A 15462-nucleotide genomic window follows, 5' to 3' on the forward strand; every position below is an offset into this window, starting at 1 on the left:
GCATGACGCAGACACCTGACACGACCCTCAGCACCGACTACAGCGAGGAGAAGGCGGTCGCGGCACCCTGGTCCCGGGCCGAGGAGATCCTCCGTTCGGCCGAGCTCTTCTGGATCTCGACGGTACGGAGCGACGGCCGGCCCCATGTGACGCCGCTGCCCGCCGTGTGGCTGGACGGCCGGCTGCACTTCTGCACCGGCCCGGGCGAACGCAAGGCGAAGAACCTGGCCGCCAATCCCCACCTGGTCCTGACCACCGGAAACAACCGCTGGAACGAGGGCTTCGACCTCGTCTACGAAGGCACGGCGACCCGCGTCACGGACGACGCCCGCCTCCAGGTACTCGCCGAGGCCTGGGAGACCAAGTACGGCAGCGACTGGCACTTCGACGTCGCCGACGGCCACTTCGGCCATGGCGAGGGCCGCGCGGTGGTCTTCGAGGTCCCCCCGAAAACCGTCTTCGGCTTCGGCAAGGGCACCCCGTTCAGCCAGACGCGGTGGCGTTTTGGGGGGTGAGGGGCGGGGCGGGTCCCGGGGTGGGGGCCGGGGCGCAGGTGGGGCGGGGTCGGGGGGTTCGGCTCCGCCGGGGGCCGCCCCCTTGCCCGCCCGTTCCGCCCCCGGGGGGCGGCCCCGCCGCCCAAGGGGGCTCGGGGGTGGGTGCGGCCCCGCCGCCCAAGGGGGCTAGGGGGTGGGTGCGGCCCCGCCGCCCAAGGGGGCGGGGGGTGTGGGAATTGCCGGTGTCGGCGCCTCACGCCTGCTTGGCTGGGGGGATGACCACATCCGATGCGCACGACTCCGGTGTCCCCTCCCCCGTCCCCGAGGCCGTCGTCCGGCGGGAGCAGGCCGTGCGGGCGGCGGTGGAGCAGGGGCTGACCGGGGCGGGGAGTCCCGTCGTCGGGCTCCTCGACCTCGCCGGGATCCGGGCGGGGGCCCAAGCCCTGCGGGACGCCTTCGCTCAGGTCACGGCGCCCGGCACTCCCGTCCTGCACACCTTCGCCGTCAAGGCCGCACCGCTCGTACCGCTGCTGCGGATGCTGTACGAGGACGGGCAGATCGGCGCGGAAGTGGCGAGCCCCGGTGAGCTGGCGCTCGCGCGGACCGCGGGGGTGCTGCCCGCCCACACCGTCTTCGACTCGCCCGCCAAGACCCCCGCAGAACTGCGCGAGGCACTCGCCCTCGGGATCGCCGTGAACGCCGACTCCGCCCAGGAGCTGGCCCGTATCGACGCTCTCGTCCGGTCAGCGCCGACCCGTTCCCCGCTCGGCATTCGGGTCAATCCGCAGGTCGGGGCGGGGAGCATCGCGGCGACCTCCACCTCCACCGCCACCTCGAAGTTCGGCGTCGCGCTCCTGGACCCGGGGGCCCGTGAATGGGTGGTCCGGGCGTATCAGGAGCGGCCCTGGCTGACCCGACTGCACACCCACACCGGGTCGCAGGGCGTTCCGCTGGAGCGGATGGCGGCGGGGGTGCGTGCCACCTATGAACTGGCCGAGGAGATCAATGAGTTGGCGGGAGAGCGGCGGGTCGACACGATCGACATCGGGGGCGGGCTGCCGGTCAATTTCGCCTCCGACACGCACACCCCGTCGTTCGCGGAGTACGCCGCGCTGCTCGCCCGCGAGGTGCCGGGGCTGTTCGACGGGCGGTACGGGCTGGTCACCGAGTTCGGGCGCGCCCTCGTCGCCAAGCACGGCACGCTGCTGACCCGGGTGGAGTACGTGAAGACGTCCGGCGGGCGGCCGATCGCCGTGACCCACGCGGGAGTTCAGGTCGCGACCCGCAGTGTGTACCTGCCGGAGGTGTGGCCGCTGAGGGTCGCCGCGTACGACGAGAAGGGCCGGCCCAAGCCGGGACCGGCCGTTCCGCAGGACATCGCCGGGCCCGCCTGCTTCTCGGGCGACCTGCTCGCCGAGAACCGTGCGCTGCCTGCCCTGGAGGCCGACGATCACGTGGCGGTGCTGGACGTCGGGGCATACGCGATGGCGGCGCACTACGCGTACAACTCCCTTCCCCGGCCTGCCCTTTACGGCTTCGACGCGACCCCGACCGGGGTGCGGTTCGTCCTCGCGCGGGCGGCGCAGAGCATGCGGGAGATCGTCGCGGAGGCGGGCGGGGGGCTTCGCGAGCGCTTCTAACCCCGCCCAATCCCGCGCGCGCTTCGTGGCCGGAGAATTGCCCCGGAGCGGCGGTGCGGACACCCTAGCCAGCCGCACGGGTGTTCCGTTGGAATATGCCAGAACTCCCCTCAAGCGCATGCCGGTTGCGTAATCTCTGGCCCATCGCGCCGCCCCCGGTGGGGCCTGGGGAGAGGGGAGTTCCGCGTGTCGGGAATCGATGCATGCCTGGTCGAAGCGATGGAGTTGCCCGGTGCACGCGGGGCGGCCCTCGTCGACTGGACCAGCGGACTCGCGCTCGGCACCGCCGGGGAGGCCGCCGGCGGTGACAGCGAGACGGCCGCCGCCGAGTCCGCCGAGCTGGCCAGGATGGCCGCCGAGCACGGCACCTTCGCCCCCGGCCCCGGAGCCGGTCCCGCGCACAGCGGGGAGGGCGGGGGCCAGAGCCAGAGCCAGGCCAAGGGGCTCCCCGTCGAGGACGTCATCATCACCACCCGCACCGACTACCACCTGCTGCGGTACGTGGAGACCTCCTTCGACAGCAGCGTCTTCCTCCACCTCTGGCTCGACCGGGAACTGGGCAACCTCGCCCTCGCCCGACTGCGCCTCGCCGACCTCGCAGAACGGCTGGTACTGGGATGACCGCGACCACGACGACCGGCGCAACGACCGCACGCACCGCGACCGCGGACGCACCAAGTGCCCTGTCCCCCATGCTCGTTCGCCTCGCCGACGAGCGCGCCACCGGCGCCCTGCTGCGTGACCACGGCACCCTCTACCTCGACGAAGGACAGGTGGTGCACGCCGAGAGCCCGGCCGCACCCGGCCTGGAGGTGCTGCTCACCAACCGGCTGCCTCGCGAGGGCTGGCAGGAGGCCTTCGACCGGGCCGGACCGCACGGCCGGGTGGGCCGCTTCCTGGTCGACAGCGGGCGCCTCGCGGGCGGCGAGCTCGAACTCGCCCATCTGGGAGCCCTGTTCGACGCCGCGTTCTTCGCCCTCGCACCGGGCAGCGGCCCGACCCGCTTCCGGCACGGCGTGGCGCACTGGATGGGCCCGGTACGCCCGGTCTCCGCCCGCCTGGTGGCCCGCGAGTGCCAGCGCCGCCGCGAACTCCTGGACGAGCTGTGGCCCTACCCCGACACCGACAACTCCCCCGTCGTACGCGGCACTTCGGACGCCCACATCACCCGCCGCCAGCAGGACGTGCTCGACCTCGCGGACGGGGTGCGCACCCCCGCCGACATCGCCCGGGCCCTCGGCAGGCCCGCCTTCCACACCTTGATCGACGTACGGCGCCTGGCGGCGGCCGGTGCGGTGGCGACCCCGCGCGAGGCACCGCTGCCCGCCCCCGTCGCCGTACCGGAATGGGTCGGCCAGGTCACCGAGGACCCGGACGTCGCCCTGCTGCGCCGGCTCCGCAACGCCCTGGAGGCACTGTGAAAAGAGCTCTGCGCACCCTCACGGTCCGTGCCGCCGTCGACCGGCCCCGCCCGGAGCGCAGGCGGACGGTGCCCGCGCCGAGGCCGCCGGACCCCGACGTCCTTGAGGAACTGCGGCGGTTGAGGGCCCGGCTCCCCCAGCTGACCGGGGTGCTGGCCGCCAGCGTCGACGGTCTCGTCCTCGCCGAGGACGCGGGCCCCGTCGAGGCGGAGGGCATCGCCGCCCTCACCGCCGCCGCACTCGGCGTCTCGGTGCGGCTGGCCGACGCCACCGGCCAGGGCGGCTTCAAGGAGCTGCTGGTACGGGGCGAGGAGGGTTACGTCGCCACCTACGCGGCGGGCGCCTCGGCCGTACTGACCCTGCTCGCCGAGCCCCGGATCAACGTGGGCCGGCTGCACCTCGAAGCCCGGCGGGCGGGTGCCCGGATCGGCGAACTCGTCGACCGTACGGACCCCTCCGCACCGGACACGACCGCCTCGACCACCACGACCGCCACCACCTGAACTCGTCCCACCCAACCGACAGAAGGAAGTGCGACCACTCATGGCCAACACCGAAGCCGCTCTCAAAGAGGCAATGACCATCGAGGGCACCCTCGGCGTCGCCCTCGTCGACTACACCAGCGGCATGGCGCTGGGCACCGCGGGCGGCAGCAAGGAGCTCGACCTCACGGTCGCCTCCGCGGGCAACACCGACGTGGTGCGGGCCAAGGTCCGCACCCTGGAGCACCTCGGCATGAACGACGAGATCGAGGACATCCTGATCACGCTCGGCAGCCAGTACCACCTGATCCGGCTGCTCAAGGGCCGGGGCACCAACGGCCTGTTCCTCTACCTGGCGCTCGACAAGGACCGCGCGAACCTCGCGATGGCCCGTCACCAACTCAAGCGCATCGAGAGCGAGTTGGAGGTCTGAGCCGCCACCGGGGGCGGAGGCGCATCCCCGGCACCGCGCCTCCGCCCCGCCACTCCACTCCACTCCACTCCACTCCTGCGGCTACTCGACGAAGAGCCCGCGCACCCCGGCCCGTACGTCGAACTCCTCCAGCCGCGCCTGCGCGTCCGGCAGCCCGTCGCACATCGCCTCCAGCAGCACCCGCCCCAGCAGCATCGGCGCGCACGCGGTGTCGAAGGCCAGCCCGGTGCCGACCGCGGCCGGGATCAGCAGGTCACTGTGGGCGGCCACCGGCGCGAACGCGGAATCGGCGACCGTGATGACGGTCAGCCCCTGCTCACGCGCGTACGCCAGCGCCTCCACCACCTCGCGCGGATGGCGCGGCAGCGCGAAGCACAGCAGCACCTCGGCGCCCGCCCGCCGGGCCGCGTCGATCCGGTCGGCCAGCATGGAGCCGCCCTCGTCGAGCAGCCGTACGTCCGGGTGCACCTTGGCCGCGAAGTAGGCGAAGCCACGCGCCTGCGAGGACGCGGCCCGCAGCCCGAGCACCGGCAACACCTGTGACCGGGCGAGGAGTTGACCGGCACGCTCGACCGGGGCCGGGTCGGCGAGCAGCTCGGCGAGGTGCCGCAGGTTCTCCATCTCGCCGAGGACCGCCTGCTGGTACTCGTTGTACGAGGCCGAGGCGCCCGCCGCCGCTCCGGCGGGCGCGACCTCCCGCAGGTGCTTGCGCAGTGCCGGGTACCCGTCGAAGCCGAGCGCGACGGCGAACCGGGTCACCGACGGCTGGCTGACCCCCGCGAGCTCGGCCAGCTCCACGCTCGACAGGAACGGCACGTCACCCGCCCGCCGCACCATGCTGTGCGCGATCCGCCGCTGGGTCGGGGTGAGCCGCCGCCCCTCGAAGAGCTGCTGGAGCCGCGCGGCGGCCGACCCGGCAGCCCGTCCGGTAGCCCGTCCGGCAGCCTGTCCGGCGGTCCGCCCCGCCTCCCGGTCCGTACCGGAATCCACGTCCGATTTCCCACTCGAACCCTCCATAACCGACCCCGCCTCCACGATTTTCAGCCGACCCATTGACATCTATTCAGTCACCCAGAACCCTGCATGACCATATACAGACTGCATGGGAGGGGCACACACATGGCTGGCTCACCGGCTGACGTACCGGCTGCTTCACTCGTCGAGCGGCGCTCGATCGACGTCGTCCCGGACGGGGAACGCCACGGCACCGCCTTCTCCCAGTTCACCCTCTGGCTCGGCGCGAACCTCCAGATCACCGCCGTGGTCACCGGCGCGCTGGCCGTCGTCTTCGGCGGCGGCCCGCTCTGGTCGATCATCGGTCTCCTCCTCGGCAACGTCCTCGGCGGCGCCGTCATGGCCCTGCACTCGGCACAGGGCCCGAAGCTGGGCCTGCCCCAAATGATCCAGTCCCGCGCCCAGTTCGGCGTCAAGGGGGCGGTCGTGCCGCTCCTGCTGGTCATCGTGATGTACGTCGGCTTCTTCGCGAGCGGCAGTGTCCTGGCGGGCCAGGCGGTCGGCGAGCTGACCCACCTCGGCGACACCACCGGCATCATCGTCTTCGCGGTGATCACGGCGGTGATGGCGGCGGTCGGCTACCGGGTGATCCACGCGCTGGGCCGGGTCGCCAGCGTGATCTGCGCCCTGGCCTTCGTCTACCTGGGCATCCGCCTGCTGGGCGACATCGACCTGGGCGCGGTCCTCACCACGGACCCCGGCTTCGACCTGCCGATGTTCCTGCTGGCCGTCTCCCTCTCGGCCTCCTGGCAGCTCGCCTTCGGCCCGTACGTCGCGGACTACTCCCGCTACCTGCCGCGCAGCACCTCCGGCAAGGCCACTTTCTGGTGGACCCTGGCGGGCTCCGGGATCGGGTCACAGTGGTCGATGACCTTCGGTGTCCTGGTGGCGGCCACCTCGGGCGGCGCGTTCATGAAGAGCCAGGTGTCGTACGTGGTCGGGCTCGGCGGCGCGGGCCTGATCGCGTCCTTCCTGTACTTCGTGATCGCGCTGGGCAAGCTGACGATCAACGTGCTCAACACCTACGGCGGCTTCATGTCGATGGTGACCAGCATCAGCGGCTTCCGGGGGCAGCGGACGCTGTCGCCGCGCGCCAGGTCGGCGTACATCGCGGGGATCATGGTCGCGGGCACGGTGGTCGCGCTCCTCGGCAAGGACAGCTTCCTGACCTCGTTCAAGGACTTCCTGCTCTTCCTGCTGACCTTCTTCACCCCGTGGTCGGCGATCAACCTGGTCGACTTCTACCTGATCTCGCGCGAGCGCTACGACATCGAGGCGCTGTCGGACCCCGGAGGCCGGTACGGTGCCTGGCGGTGGGACGCGCTGTCGGTGTACGTGCTCGGCGTCCTGGCCCAGCTCCCCTTCCTGGTCACGCACTTCTACACGGGCCCGCTTGTGGCTCCGCTGGGCGGCGCGGACATCTCCTGGATCATCGGCCTGGCGGTGCCCGCACTCCTGTACTGGCTGCTGGCAAGGAGGAACACCGCACACATTCCGGGGAACACCGCAGGGGGCGGCGGGGGTATTCCGCAGCCGAATACGGGGGCTTCCCCCACTGCCAAGGGCGCTCCCGCTCCGTAACGTCGAAGGCATGGAAGCATCAGGCCGCGCTCGCGACGCCGAGCTGAAGAAGGACCTGGACGCCACGGTGAACGCCCGCAGGGAACTCGGGGCGGACTACGAGGCGGCCCTCGTCGAATCGTTCCTGGAGAAGGTCGAGCAGCGCCTCGACACCACGGTCGACCGCCGCGTCCGCCGGCAGCTGGCCGAACAGCAGCTCGTCGTGGCGAGGGGCGCGTCCAGCCCGGCCAGGGCCCCGTCCGGCGACGGCGGCTTCGGCGAACGCTTCGGCTTCGCCATCATCTCGCTGATCCTCGCCGTCCCGCTGTCCGCGATCGCCGTGGTCAACGCCGGGCTGCCGGGGCTGCTGGTCAGCTGGGTGGGCATCTTCGGCGTGAACGCGGTGCACGCGTCCAGGGGGTGGAGGTGGCTCCACGGGGACCGCGACCGCGCGAAGACCTCCGAGTGGGACCTCTAGCACCGGGCGCCCGGCCGCCGCAGGTGTCTGGCGCGGGGACCGACGCACCCCCGGCTGCCCAGGGGGCGGGACGACGACGGTCCCCGCCAGGAACACGGCCCGGGTCAGGGCCGGATGCCGTGTTCCGACGTCCACGAAGGCCCGGGAGCCGCTCCGGTTGTCCGTGACGCCGACAAGGACCACTGTGCCGCAGCCGTGTTAAGCGAGTGCTGCGACGGCATGACGTGCTCGTACCGTTCGTACGAAGTCCGGTCGCACACAGGCCCGAACCGTCCCGTGAGGCTCAGGCCAAAGCCTGAGCCCCGACGGCCGGTCCGGGCCCGTACGGCATCAGCGGCCGCAGCCGTGACCGGTCATCAGCCCTTCGCGAGGAAGGCCAGCAGGTCCTGCCTGCTCACCACCCCGGTCGGCTTGCCCTCGACCAGCACGATCGCCGCGTCCGCCCCGCCCTTGCCGCCGAGGACGACCATCAGGTCCTCGACCGGCTCGCCGGAACCGACCTGCGGCAGCGGGTCGGACATGTGCTTCTCCAGCGGGTCGCTCAGCGAGGCGCGCTGGGCGAACAGTGCGTCCAGCAGCTCCCTTTCGACGACCGAGCCGATGACCTCGGCGGCCATCACGTCCGGGTGCCCGGCGCCCGGCTTCACGATCGGCATCTGCGAGACGCCGTACTCGCGCAGCACGTCGATGGCCTCGCCGACGGTCTCCTCCGGGTGCATGTGCACCAGGTGCGGCATCGCGCCGCCCTCCTTGTACTGGAGCACGTCGCCGACGCGCGCGGAGGGGCCCGCGTCCTCCAGGAAGCCGTAGTCGGCCATCCACTCGTCGTTGAAGATCTTGCTCATGTAGCCGCGCCCGCTGTCCGGGAGCAGGACGACGACCACGTCGTCCGGGCCGAGCCGCTCCGCCACCCGCAGCGCGCCCACGACCGCCATTCCGCAGGAGCCGCCGACGAGGAGGCCCTCCTCCTTGGCGAGCCGCCGCGTCATCTGGAAGGAGTCCTTGTCGGAGACCGCGACGATCTCGTCCGTGACGGTCTTGTCGTACGCGGTCGGCCAGAAGTCCTCACCGACGCCCTCGACGAGGTACGGCCGGCCGGAGCCGCCGGAGTAGACCGAGCCCTCCGGGTCGGCGCCGATGACGGTGACCTTGCCGCCGCTGATCTCCTTGAGGTAGCGGCCGGTGCCGGAGATGGTGCCTCCGGTGCCGACGCCTGCGACGAAATGGGTGATCTTCCCGTCCGTCTGGTCCCACAGCTCCGGGCCCGTCGTCTCGTAGTGCGAGCGCGGGTTGTTCGGGTTGCTGTACTGGTCGGGCTTCCAGGCACCGGGGGTCTCGCGGACCAGCCGGTCGGAGACGTTGTAGTACGAGTCGGGGTGCTCGGGGTCGACGGCGGTCGGGCAGACCACGACCTCCGCGCCGTACGCCCGCAGCACGTTGATCTTGTCGAGCGACACCTTGTCGGGACAGACGAAGATGCACTTGTAGCCCTTCTGCTGGGCCACGATCGCGAGTCCGACGCCGGTGTTGCCGGAGGTCGGCTCGACGATGGTGCCGCCGGGCTGGAGCGCACCGCTCTGTTCGGCGGCCTCGATCATGCGGACGGCGATCCGGTCCTTCACGGACCCGCCGGGGTTGAAGTATTCGACCTTCGCAAGGACTGTCGCCTGAATGCCTGCCGTCACTCGGTTCAGCTTCACCAGCGGGGTGTTGCCTACGAGGCTGATCATCGAGTCGTGAAATCGCACGTCTTCTCCGGGGTCTCCGTGATGGTGCGGCCAGACTAGACCGCCCCCCGTCCGTCCGTATTCACCTTCGGGTGAGATTGAGCAACACCCCCTACCGGGCAGTTAGCAGATGTACGGACCGGCAACCGTACGGATGTTCCTGCGCATGGTTCTTCGAGGAGGTGGCTGCGACTGTGTCGAGGGCGAGGGTGGCACGGCGAATCGCCGCGGGCGCGGCGTACGGCGGCGGTGGCATCGGGCTGATCGGGGCCGCGACGGTGGGACTGGTGATTGCGGAGGTGCAGCTGGCGAAACGTGCGGTGGGCGGCGGGGTGGCGCCGATCGCACCGCCCGCGGACGGTCTGTACGGCACCGCCTTCGCAGGGCGCTGCTCGGACCTGCCCGCGCTGCGGCTCGCCGTCCTCGGGGACTCGACCGCCGCAGGTCAGGGCGTACGGCGAGCGGGCCACACGCCGGGCGCCCTGCTCGCGTCGGGGCTCGCGGCGGTGGCCGAACGGCCGGTCGAGCTGCGGAACGTGGCGCTGCCCGGGGCCATGTCCGACGACCTGGACCGCCAGGTCTCGCTCCTCGTGCGGGATCCGCTCCGGCCCCCGGACGTATGCGTGATCATGATCGGCGCGAACGACGTGACGCACCGGATGCCTCCGACGCAGTCGGTACGGCATCTGTCCGCGGCGGTACGGAGGCTGCGTACGGCGGGCGCGGAGGTCGTCGTGGGCACCTGCCCCGACCTGGGCACGATCGAGCCCGTCTACCAGCCGCTGCGGTGGCTGGCCCGCCGGGTCTCGCGGCAGCTGGCGGCGGCGCAGACGATCGGGGTGGTGGAACAGGGCGGCCGGACGGTTTCGCTGGGCGACCTCCTGGGTCCCGAATTCGCCGCCAATCCGCGGGAGTTGTTCGGTCCGGACAATTACCATCCCTCGGCGGAGGGCTATTCCACGGCGGCCATGGCGGTTCTGCCCACGCTGTGCGCGGCGCTCGGTCTATGGCCGGAATCCGACCGTCTGGACGGCTCGCGGGACGAGGGAATGCTGCCGGTGGCACGCGCCGCGACCAAGGCGGCGGCCGAAGCGGGCACAGAGGTCACGGGCGCCCGCGCCCCCTGGGCCCTCCTCAAACACCGCCGCCGGAGGCGGATCCCGACGGCTCCGGACCCGGCGAGGACGCAGGACGCGGCGCACTAGGGATCCTGCCGGGCCGAACTCGCCGAGCGGCGTGCGAGGCATCCGGCCGCCGCCGCGCGGCACCCCAAGCCTCGTGCGGCGCCGCGCCTGCGGCGGGCGATGCCCCTCCCCGCCCCTTCCCGCTGCGCTGGATTTGCGGCTGCCGCCGCGTGGCGCTGGCAGTGCGAGCTGGCGAGCGTGTCGCGCCTGCGGCGGACTGTGCCCCTCCCCGCCCCTTCCCTAGACCGCTGGCCGCGGGGTCAGGGGTCCGCACGCGCGGGCCGGTGGGTGGTTGCTCGCGCAGTTCCCCGCGCCCCCAGGTACTCGTGTCCAGCGCCGCACAGTTCCCGGCGCGCGTTGACTACGAGTACTCAGGGGCGCGGGGAACTGCGCGGCCAGCCACATCGCACCCGCACATGACCACCGGCCGTGGCCGGGCCCGCCACCTCCCCCACCCCTGAGCAACCGCTTAGAAGTGCGGCCCGCGTCACACCACCCACCCGGTGACCACCCCCGGTACGGCCCGGTAACTTCGAAAGAGGACCGCCCACTTCACCACCCGCGCACCCCAGGAGCCCCCGATGCCCGAAGCCGTCATCGTCTCGACCGCCCGCTCCCCCATCGGCCGCGCCTTCAAGGGCTCCCTCAAGGACCTCCGCGCCGACGACCTCACCGCGACCATCATCCAGGCCGCCCTCGCCAAGGTCCCCGAGCTCGACCCCCGCGACATCGACGACCTGATGCTCGGCTGCGGCCTCCCCGGCGGCGAGCAGGGCAACAACCTCGGCCGCATCGTCGCCGTGACGATGGGCATGGACCACCTCCCGGGCTGCACCGTCACCCGCTACTGTTCCTCCTCGCTCCAGACCTCCCGCATGGCCATGCACGCCATCAAGGCCGGCGAGGGCGACGTGTTCATCTCCGCCGGGGTGGAGATGGTGTCGCGCTTCACCAAGGGCAACTCGGACTCCCTCCCGGACACGCACAACCCCCTCTTCGCCGAGGCCGAGGCCCGCACCGCCGCCAACGCCGAGCGCGAGGGCACCGACTGGCACGACCCCCGCGAGGACGGCCTCGTGCCGGACGCGTACATCTCCATGGGGCAGACCGCCGAGAACCTGGCCCGCCTCAAGGGCGTGACCCGCGCCGACATGGACGCCTTCGGTGTCCGCTCGCAGAACCTCGCCGAGGAAGCCCTCAAGAACGGGTTCTGGGAGCGCGAGATCACCCCGGTCACCACCCCGGACGGCACGGTCGTCAGCAAGGACGACGGCCCCCGCGCGGGCGTGACGCTGGAAGGCGTCGCAGGCCTGAAGCCGGTCTTCCGCCCCGACGGCCTGGTCACCGCCGGCAACTGCTGCCCGCTCAACGACGGCGCCGCCGCCCTGGTGATCATGTCCGACACCAAGGCCCGGGAGCTGGGCCTCACCCCGCTGGCCCGGATCGTGTCCACCGGTGTCTCCGGACTGTCCCCCGAGATCATGGGTTACGGGCCGGTCGAGGCGAGCAAGCAGGCACTCAAGCGCGCCGGGCTGACCATCGGCGACATCGACCTCGCCGAGCTCAACGAGGCCTTCGCCGCCCAGGTGATCCCCTCGTACCAGGACCTCGGCCTGGACCTGGACAAGGTCAACGTCAACGGTGGCGCGATCGCCGTCGGCCACCCCTTCGGCATGACCGGCGCCCGTATCACGGGCACCCTCATCAACAGCCTCCAGTTCCACGACAAGCAGTTCGGCCTGGAGACGATGTGCGTCGGCGGCGGCCAGGGCATGGCCATGGTCATCGAGCGCCTCAGCTGACCCACCGGGTCCGGCGGATCACACCGGGTGACGCCGGTGCACGCCGGACCCACCCTGTCCCACCGGCCCCCGCACACGCCCGCGTTCGCCCTCAATGTGTGACGCCTCACGAATCCCCCCGATCACCGCGCGCGCACGGCGCCCGAAGCGCACAATCGTCTGAGCGCACCCGGGGAGCACCCACCCTTCCGCTCCCCCACGCGCCCCGTCACACGCTTCGCGTCCCAGTCGTGACCCAATCTCCCCCAGGATGTGACCTCTCACCTGGGGGAGGTGGGTCATCGCAGGTCACAGCGGTTTACGGACGAAATACCAGGTCCAAAGACCTGTCCATTTCATGACGTAATGCACTGCCGGTGAGCAGACGTACACGGGAAGCTGAGGTAGGAAGTCCGGGGGATCGGTCGGGGGACCGATGTCGGTCAGGGGATCGCAATGAATTCAGGAGTACGTCAGTGAGCGCCATGTCTGTTGCCCTGCTGCTCGCCACCGCTGCCACCGCAGCCGTCGGCGGCGCCGCCCTGCACACCGTCGCCGGCCTCCGCAAGGAGGTCGCCGCCCTGCGCGCCGACCGTGCGGCCGACCGCGCGGAGGCCGCCGAGCAGCGTGATCGGGCAGCGCTCGCCGCTCTCCCCCACCAGACCCGCAGCGGCGAGACGCAGCTCACGCCGGCCGCCGAGATACGGGCAGCCGTCACCGAGGCCCTGGCCGAGGAGCGGGAGCGGGAGCTCGCCGAGGCGCGGGCGTTCTGGGCCGCACAGGAGGCCCGCGACGCCGCCGACGCCCCGTCCCTGCTGACCGGCTTCACCGCCGCCGAGCAGGACGGCTTCACCTATCTCGGCCCGGAGCCCGCCGAGTTCTTCGAGTTCGAGGGCATGGACGACAGCGAGCTCCAGCGGATGCTCCAGGCCGCCCAGGCCCGGGTCGACGCCGAGGACGCGGCCGAGGCCGCCGAGGACTTCCCCGAGGACTCCGCCGAGCTGGCCGCCGCCCGCCGCCGGCACCCCTCGCACCCCGACTTCGTACCGGTCCGCAGGCCCACGGCCATCGCCGGTGACGACGAGTCCACGCTGCGTCGCCTGGAGGAGCTCGCGGAGGCCCGGGTGGTCCTCTCCGACATCCGCCCCGGCCCGCTCGGCACCCTCGACATGTACGTCTTCACGGACGGTACGACGCTGGGCATGACCCCCGGCCACCGCGACACCGCGGAGCTGCTGGGCCAGGCCCTGCGCGACGGCAACCCGCCGGTGCTGCTCGGCGGCTCCAGCCTCTCCGGGGCGTACGCGCTGACCTTCTCCTGCGGCGAGGAGAACGTCTACATCCTCGCGGACCGCGTCATCGCCTCGATGCCCGACTAGGGGTCCCGGAGCCCCGTCCGGGGTCCCGAAGCCCTGTCCGGGTCCCGCGGCCGGATCGGCTAGATCCTCGCGATCCTCGCCCCGGCCGCCTCCACCAGCGCCACGGCCTCGTCCAGTTCACCGGACGGGGCCGTTCCCATGATCATTGCCAAATCCCGTCCGGCGACCGCGAGTTGGTCGGCGACGACGAACATGCCCGCGTCCGGCATCGGCAGCGGGTCCCGGCCGGGGAACTCCAGGCGCTGGGCGCGCAGCGCGAGTTCCCTGGCCAGCGCCAGTCCCTCGGCCGCCGCACCTTGCCTCAGCCGGCTCTCGGGGGTGGTCCGCAGGCGGTCGGCGAGCCGCTCCACGGCGGTCAACAGGGGTGTCGTATCCAGCACATCGCGACCCTACGCGCCTGCCGCGGACTGTTGCCAACAGGCCAACCCTCAGGCACGGTGGCGTGAAGGACCAGCAAGCGCAATGCCTCCGGAGGCGCCGATGTCCCAAGTCTTCTCCGAAGAGACCCACCGCAACCTGCTCTCCCGCATCCCCCACTGCACCGGTCGTGAAGTGTCCGACTGGCTGCGCACTGTCGATGACGGTCCCTCCCTCTTCCGCTTCGAGGAAAAGGTGAGCTGGCTCCGCAGCGAGCACAACCTCGCTCATGGTCACGCCAAGGCGATCATCCACGAGTACGACCTGAGGCGAGCCGCCCGCAAGTTCCTCTGACCCCGTTCCCCCCACGACCCCGGTCCCCGAGCGATCCCGACCCCCACCCCGACATCGACATCGAAAAGGGCCCGCAGTCCGTACGAGACGGTCTGCGGGCCCTTCGTTTCGCTTCGCTCCCGGCGGGCGGGAGCGGGGTGCTGCTAGTCGTCGCCGCTCAGGATCGAGACGAGACGCAGCATTTCGAGGTAGATCCACACCAGGGTCATGGTGAGGCCGAAGGCCGCCATCCAGGACTCCTCGCGGGGGGCGCCGTAGGCGACGCCGTCCTCGACCTGCTTGAAGTCCAGCGCCAGGAAGAACGCGCCGAGCAGCACGCCGACCACGCCGAACAGGATGCCCAGGCCACCGCTGCGGAAGCCGAGGCCGTCACCGCCCGCGAACACCATGAACAGCAGGTTCACGGCGGTGAGCACCATGAAGCTGATCGCGGCGATGATCACGAAGCGGGTGAAGCGGGCGGTGACCCGGATGATCCGGGTCTTGTACAGCACGAGCATGGTGACGAAGACCGCCATCGTGCCCAGTACCGCCTGCATCGCCGCGCCCGGCGCGATGAAGGTGTTGACGTAGTTGCTGAGCGCACCGAGGAAGAGTCCCTCGAATGCCGCGTACGCCAGGATCAGCGGCGGCATCGGCTTGCGCTTGAACGACTGGATCAGGCCGAGCACCATCGCCACGAGCGCGGCGCCGATGGCCAGGCCGAGGCCCATCTGTGTGACCCAGGCGACAGTCGCGCCCGCGATCACGGTGCCGAGCGTGATCGCCGTACGGCTGACCACGTCGTCCATGGTCATGACGCTGCCGCGCGGGGGCGCCACGGGGGCGCCGTACTGGTCCTGCTGTGCGTACGGGTTCGTCGCGTACGGGTTCGTGGCGTCCTGGGCGTAGGGGTTGCCCTGGGCGTACGGGTTGCCCGCGGTTCCGACGGCGGGGCCCCCGGCCTGCGGCTGCTGCGCGTTGAAGCCCGCGGAGCCGTTGTCGCGGCTGAACCCCCGTCGCGAGAAGACCGGGTTGCTGCTCCTCATTTCACTCCTCCATGGCCACCGTATGCGGCCTTGACTCAAGAGTAATGGGGTCGCAAAGAAACCACCCCTGTACCAGAGGAGGATCTTTCCCCGATCGCAGTGATCGATGCGGAGGAGAGGACAAGGAGAA

General features: G+C 71.4%; 16 protein-coding genes. 12 read left to right on the top strand and 4 right to left on the bottom strand.

The window, feature by feature from the left end; all coding sequences use genetic code 11:
- Positions 1-2 precede the first annotated feature (2 nt).
- From ACZ5PB_RS16255 to ACZ5PB_RS16280, 6 genes are all read left to right on the top strand, one after another.
- The gene (locus tag ACZ5PB_RS16255; RefSeq protein WP_468691626.1) at positions 3-515 is read left to right on the top strand and encodes a pyridoxamine 5'-phosphate oxidase family protein; all 513 of its coding nucleotides are present in this window, start codon (positions 3-5) and stop codon (positions 513-515) included.
- 254 nt (positions 516-769) lie between these two features.
- A complete protein-coding gene (locus tag ACZ5PB_RS16260; RefSeq protein WP_468691628.1) occupies positions 770-2134 on the top strand; it encodes a type III PLP-dependent enzyme domain-containing protein in 1365 nt (454 codons plus the stop codon).
- Positions 2135-2320: 186 nt separating this feature from the next.
- The gene (locus ACZ5PB_RS16265) at positions 2321-2755 is read left to right on the top strand and encodes a hypothetical protein (RefSeq protein WP_468691630.1); all 435 of its coding nucleotides are present in this window, start codon (positions 2321-2323) and stop codon (positions 2753-2755) included.
- Entirely contained in the window at positions 2752-3555 is an 804-nt protein-coding gene (locus ACZ5PB_RS16270; RefSeq protein WP_468691631.1) for a transcriptional regulator, read from the top strand. Before ACZ5PB_RS16265 ends, ACZ5PB_RS16270 begins: the two co-directional genes overlap by 4 nt.
- Complete coding sequence (locus ACZ5PB_RS16275; RefSeq protein WP_468691632.1) at positions 3552-4058, top strand: roadblock/LC7 domain-containing protein; 507 nt, start codon at positions 3552-3554, stop codon at positions 4056-4058. Before ACZ5PB_RS16270 ends, ACZ5PB_RS16275 begins: the two co-directional genes overlap by 4 nt.
- Positions 4059-4098: 40 nt before the next feature.
- Positions 4099-4470, top strand: a complete 372-nt coding sequence (locus ACZ5PB_RS16280; protein ID WP_468691634.1) for a hypothetical protein — start codon at positions 4099-4101, stop codon at positions 4468-4470.
- 81 nt (positions 4471-4551) lie between these two features.
- Here the strand turns inward: ACZ5PB_RS16280 and ACZ5PB_RS16285 are convergent, their stop codons facing one another.
- Positions 4552-5487 (bottom strand): MurR/RpiR family transcriptional regulator, encoded by a 936-nt coding sequence (locus ACZ5PB_RS16285; RefSeq protein WP_468691636.1) that lies wholly within the window; start codon positions 5485-5487, stop codon positions 4552-4554.
- 102 nt (positions 5488-5589) lie between these two features.
- Here ACZ5PB_RS16285 and ACZ5PB_RS16290 point away from each other — a divergent pair, with 102 nt between their 5' ends.
- Both ACZ5PB_RS16290 and ACZ5PB_RS16295 read left to right on the top strand, forming a co-directional pair.
- Positions 5590-7065 (top strand): purine-cytosine permease family protein, encoded by a 1476-nt coding sequence (locus tag ACZ5PB_RS16290; RefSeq protein WP_468691637.1) that lies wholly within the window; start codon positions 5590-5592, stop codon positions 7063-7065.
- Between the two features lie 10 nt (positions 7066-7075).
- A complete protein-coding gene (locus ACZ5PB_RS16295; protein ID WP_468691639.1) occupies positions 7076-7522 on the top strand; it encodes a hypothetical protein in 447 nt (148 codons plus the stop codon).
- 356 nt (positions 7523-7878) lie between these two features.
- Here the strand turns inward: ACZ5PB_RS16295 and ACZ5PB_RS16300 are convergent, their stop codons facing one another.
- On the bottom strand, positions 7879-9270 hold the full coding sequence (locus ACZ5PB_RS16300) for a cystathionine beta-synthase (protein ID WP_468691640.1): 1392 nt from the start codon (positions 9268-9270) through the stop codon (positions 7879-7881).
- 188 nt (positions 9271-9458) lie between these two features.
- On the opposite strand from ACZ5PB_RS16300, the gene ACZ5PB_RS16305 reads away from it, so the two are divergent.
- From ACZ5PB_RS16305 to ACZ5PB_RS16315, 3 genes are all read left to right on the top strand, one after another.
- Positions 9459-10454: an SGNH/GDSL hydrolase family protein gene (locus ACZ5PB_RS16305; protein WP_468691641.1), complete on the top strand. Its 996-nt coding sequence runs from the start codon at positions 9459-9461 to the stop codon at positions 10452-10454.
- 560 nt (positions 10455-11014) lie between these two features.
- Complete coding sequence (locus ACZ5PB_RS16310) at positions 11015-12235, top strand: acetyl-CoA C-acetyltransferase (protein ID WP_468691642.1); 1221 nt, start codon at positions 11015-11017, stop codon at positions 12233-12235.
- Between the two features lie 464 nt (positions 12236-12699).
- On the top strand, positions 12700-13593 hold the full coding sequence (locus tag ACZ5PB_RS16315) for a hypothetical protein (protein ID WP_468692091.1): 894 nt from the start codon (positions 12700-12702) through the stop codon (positions 13591-13593).
- A gap of 59 nt (positions 13594-13652) precedes the next feature.
- Here the strand turns inward: ACZ5PB_RS16315 and ACZ5PB_RS16320 are convergent, their stop codons facing one another.
- Positions 13653-13973: a hypothetical protein gene (locus ACZ5PB_RS16320; RefSeq protein ID WP_468691644.1), complete on the bottom strand. Its 321-nt coding sequence runs from the start codon at positions 13971-13973 to the stop codon at positions 13653-13655.
- A gap of 100 nt (positions 13974-14073) precedes the next feature.
- Between ACZ5PB_RS16320 and ACZ5PB_RS16325 the strand changes: the two genes are divergently transcribed.
- On the top strand, positions 14074-14304 hold the full coding sequence (locus tag ACZ5PB_RS16325) for a DUF4287 domain-containing protein (protein WP_398419646.1): 231 nt from the start codon (positions 14074-14076) through the stop codon (positions 14302-14304).
- A 143-nt stretch (positions 14305-14447) separates the two neighbouring features.
- Here ACZ5PB_RS16325 and ACZ5PB_RS16330 read toward each other — a convergent pair whose 3' ends face one another.
- Positions 14448-15332 carry a Bax inhibitor-1/YccA family protein gene (locus ACZ5PB_RS16330; protein ID WP_468691646.1) on the bottom strand — a complete coding sequence of 295 codons (885 nt, stop codon included), beginning with the start codon at positions 15330-15332 and terminating at the stop codon, positions 14448-14450.
- Between the last annotated feature and the right edge of the window lie 130 nt (positions 15333-15462).

Source organism: Streptomyces sp. NPDC032721 (assembly GCF_055579625.1).

Coding starts and splice junctions, on each gene's coding strand:
- ACZ5PB_RS16255 (WP_468691626.1), top strand. CDS start 3: ATGACGCAGACACCTGACACGACCCTCAGCACCGACTACAGCGAGGAG.
- ACZ5PB_RS16260 (WP_468691628.1), top strand. CDS start 770: ATGACCACATCCGATGCGCACGACTCCGGTGTCCCCTCCCCCGTCCCC.
- ACZ5PB_RS16270 (WP_468691631.1), top strand. CDS start 2,752: ATGACCGCGACCACGACGACCGGCGCAACGACCGCACGCACCGCGACC.
- ACZ5PB_RS16280 (WP_468691634.1), top strand. CDS start 4,099: ATGGCCAACACCGAAGCCGCTCTCAAAGAGGCAATGACCATCGAGGGC.
- ACZ5PB_RS16285 (WP_468691636.1), bottom strand. CDS start 5,487: ATGGAGGGTTCGAGTGGGAAATCGGACGTGGATTCCGGTACGGACCGG.
- ACZ5PB_RS16290 (WP_468691637.1), top strand. CDS start 5,590: ATGGCTGGCTCACCGGCTGACGTACCGGCTGCTTCACTCGTCGAGCGG.
- ACZ5PB_RS16295 (WP_468691639.1), top strand. CDS start 7,076: ATGGAAGCATCAGGCCGCGCTCGCGACGCCGAGCTGAAGAAGGACCTG.
- ACZ5PB_RS16310 (WP_468691642.1), top strand. CDS start 11,015: ATGCCCGAAGCCGTCATCGTCTCGACCGCCCGCTCCCCCATCGGCCGC.
- ACZ5PB_RS16315 (WP_468692091.1), top strand. CDS start 12,700: ATGTCTGTTGCCCTGCTGCTCGCCACCGCTGCCACCGCAGCCGTCGGC.
- ACZ5PB_RS16325 (WP_398419646.1), top strand. CDS start 14,074: ATGTCCCAAGTCTTCTCCGAAGAGACCCACCGCAACCTGCTCTCCCGC.
- ACZ5PB_RS16330 (WP_468691646.1), bottom strand. CDS start 15,332: ATGAGGAGCAGCAACCCGGTCTTCTCGCGACGGGGGTTCAGCCGCGAC.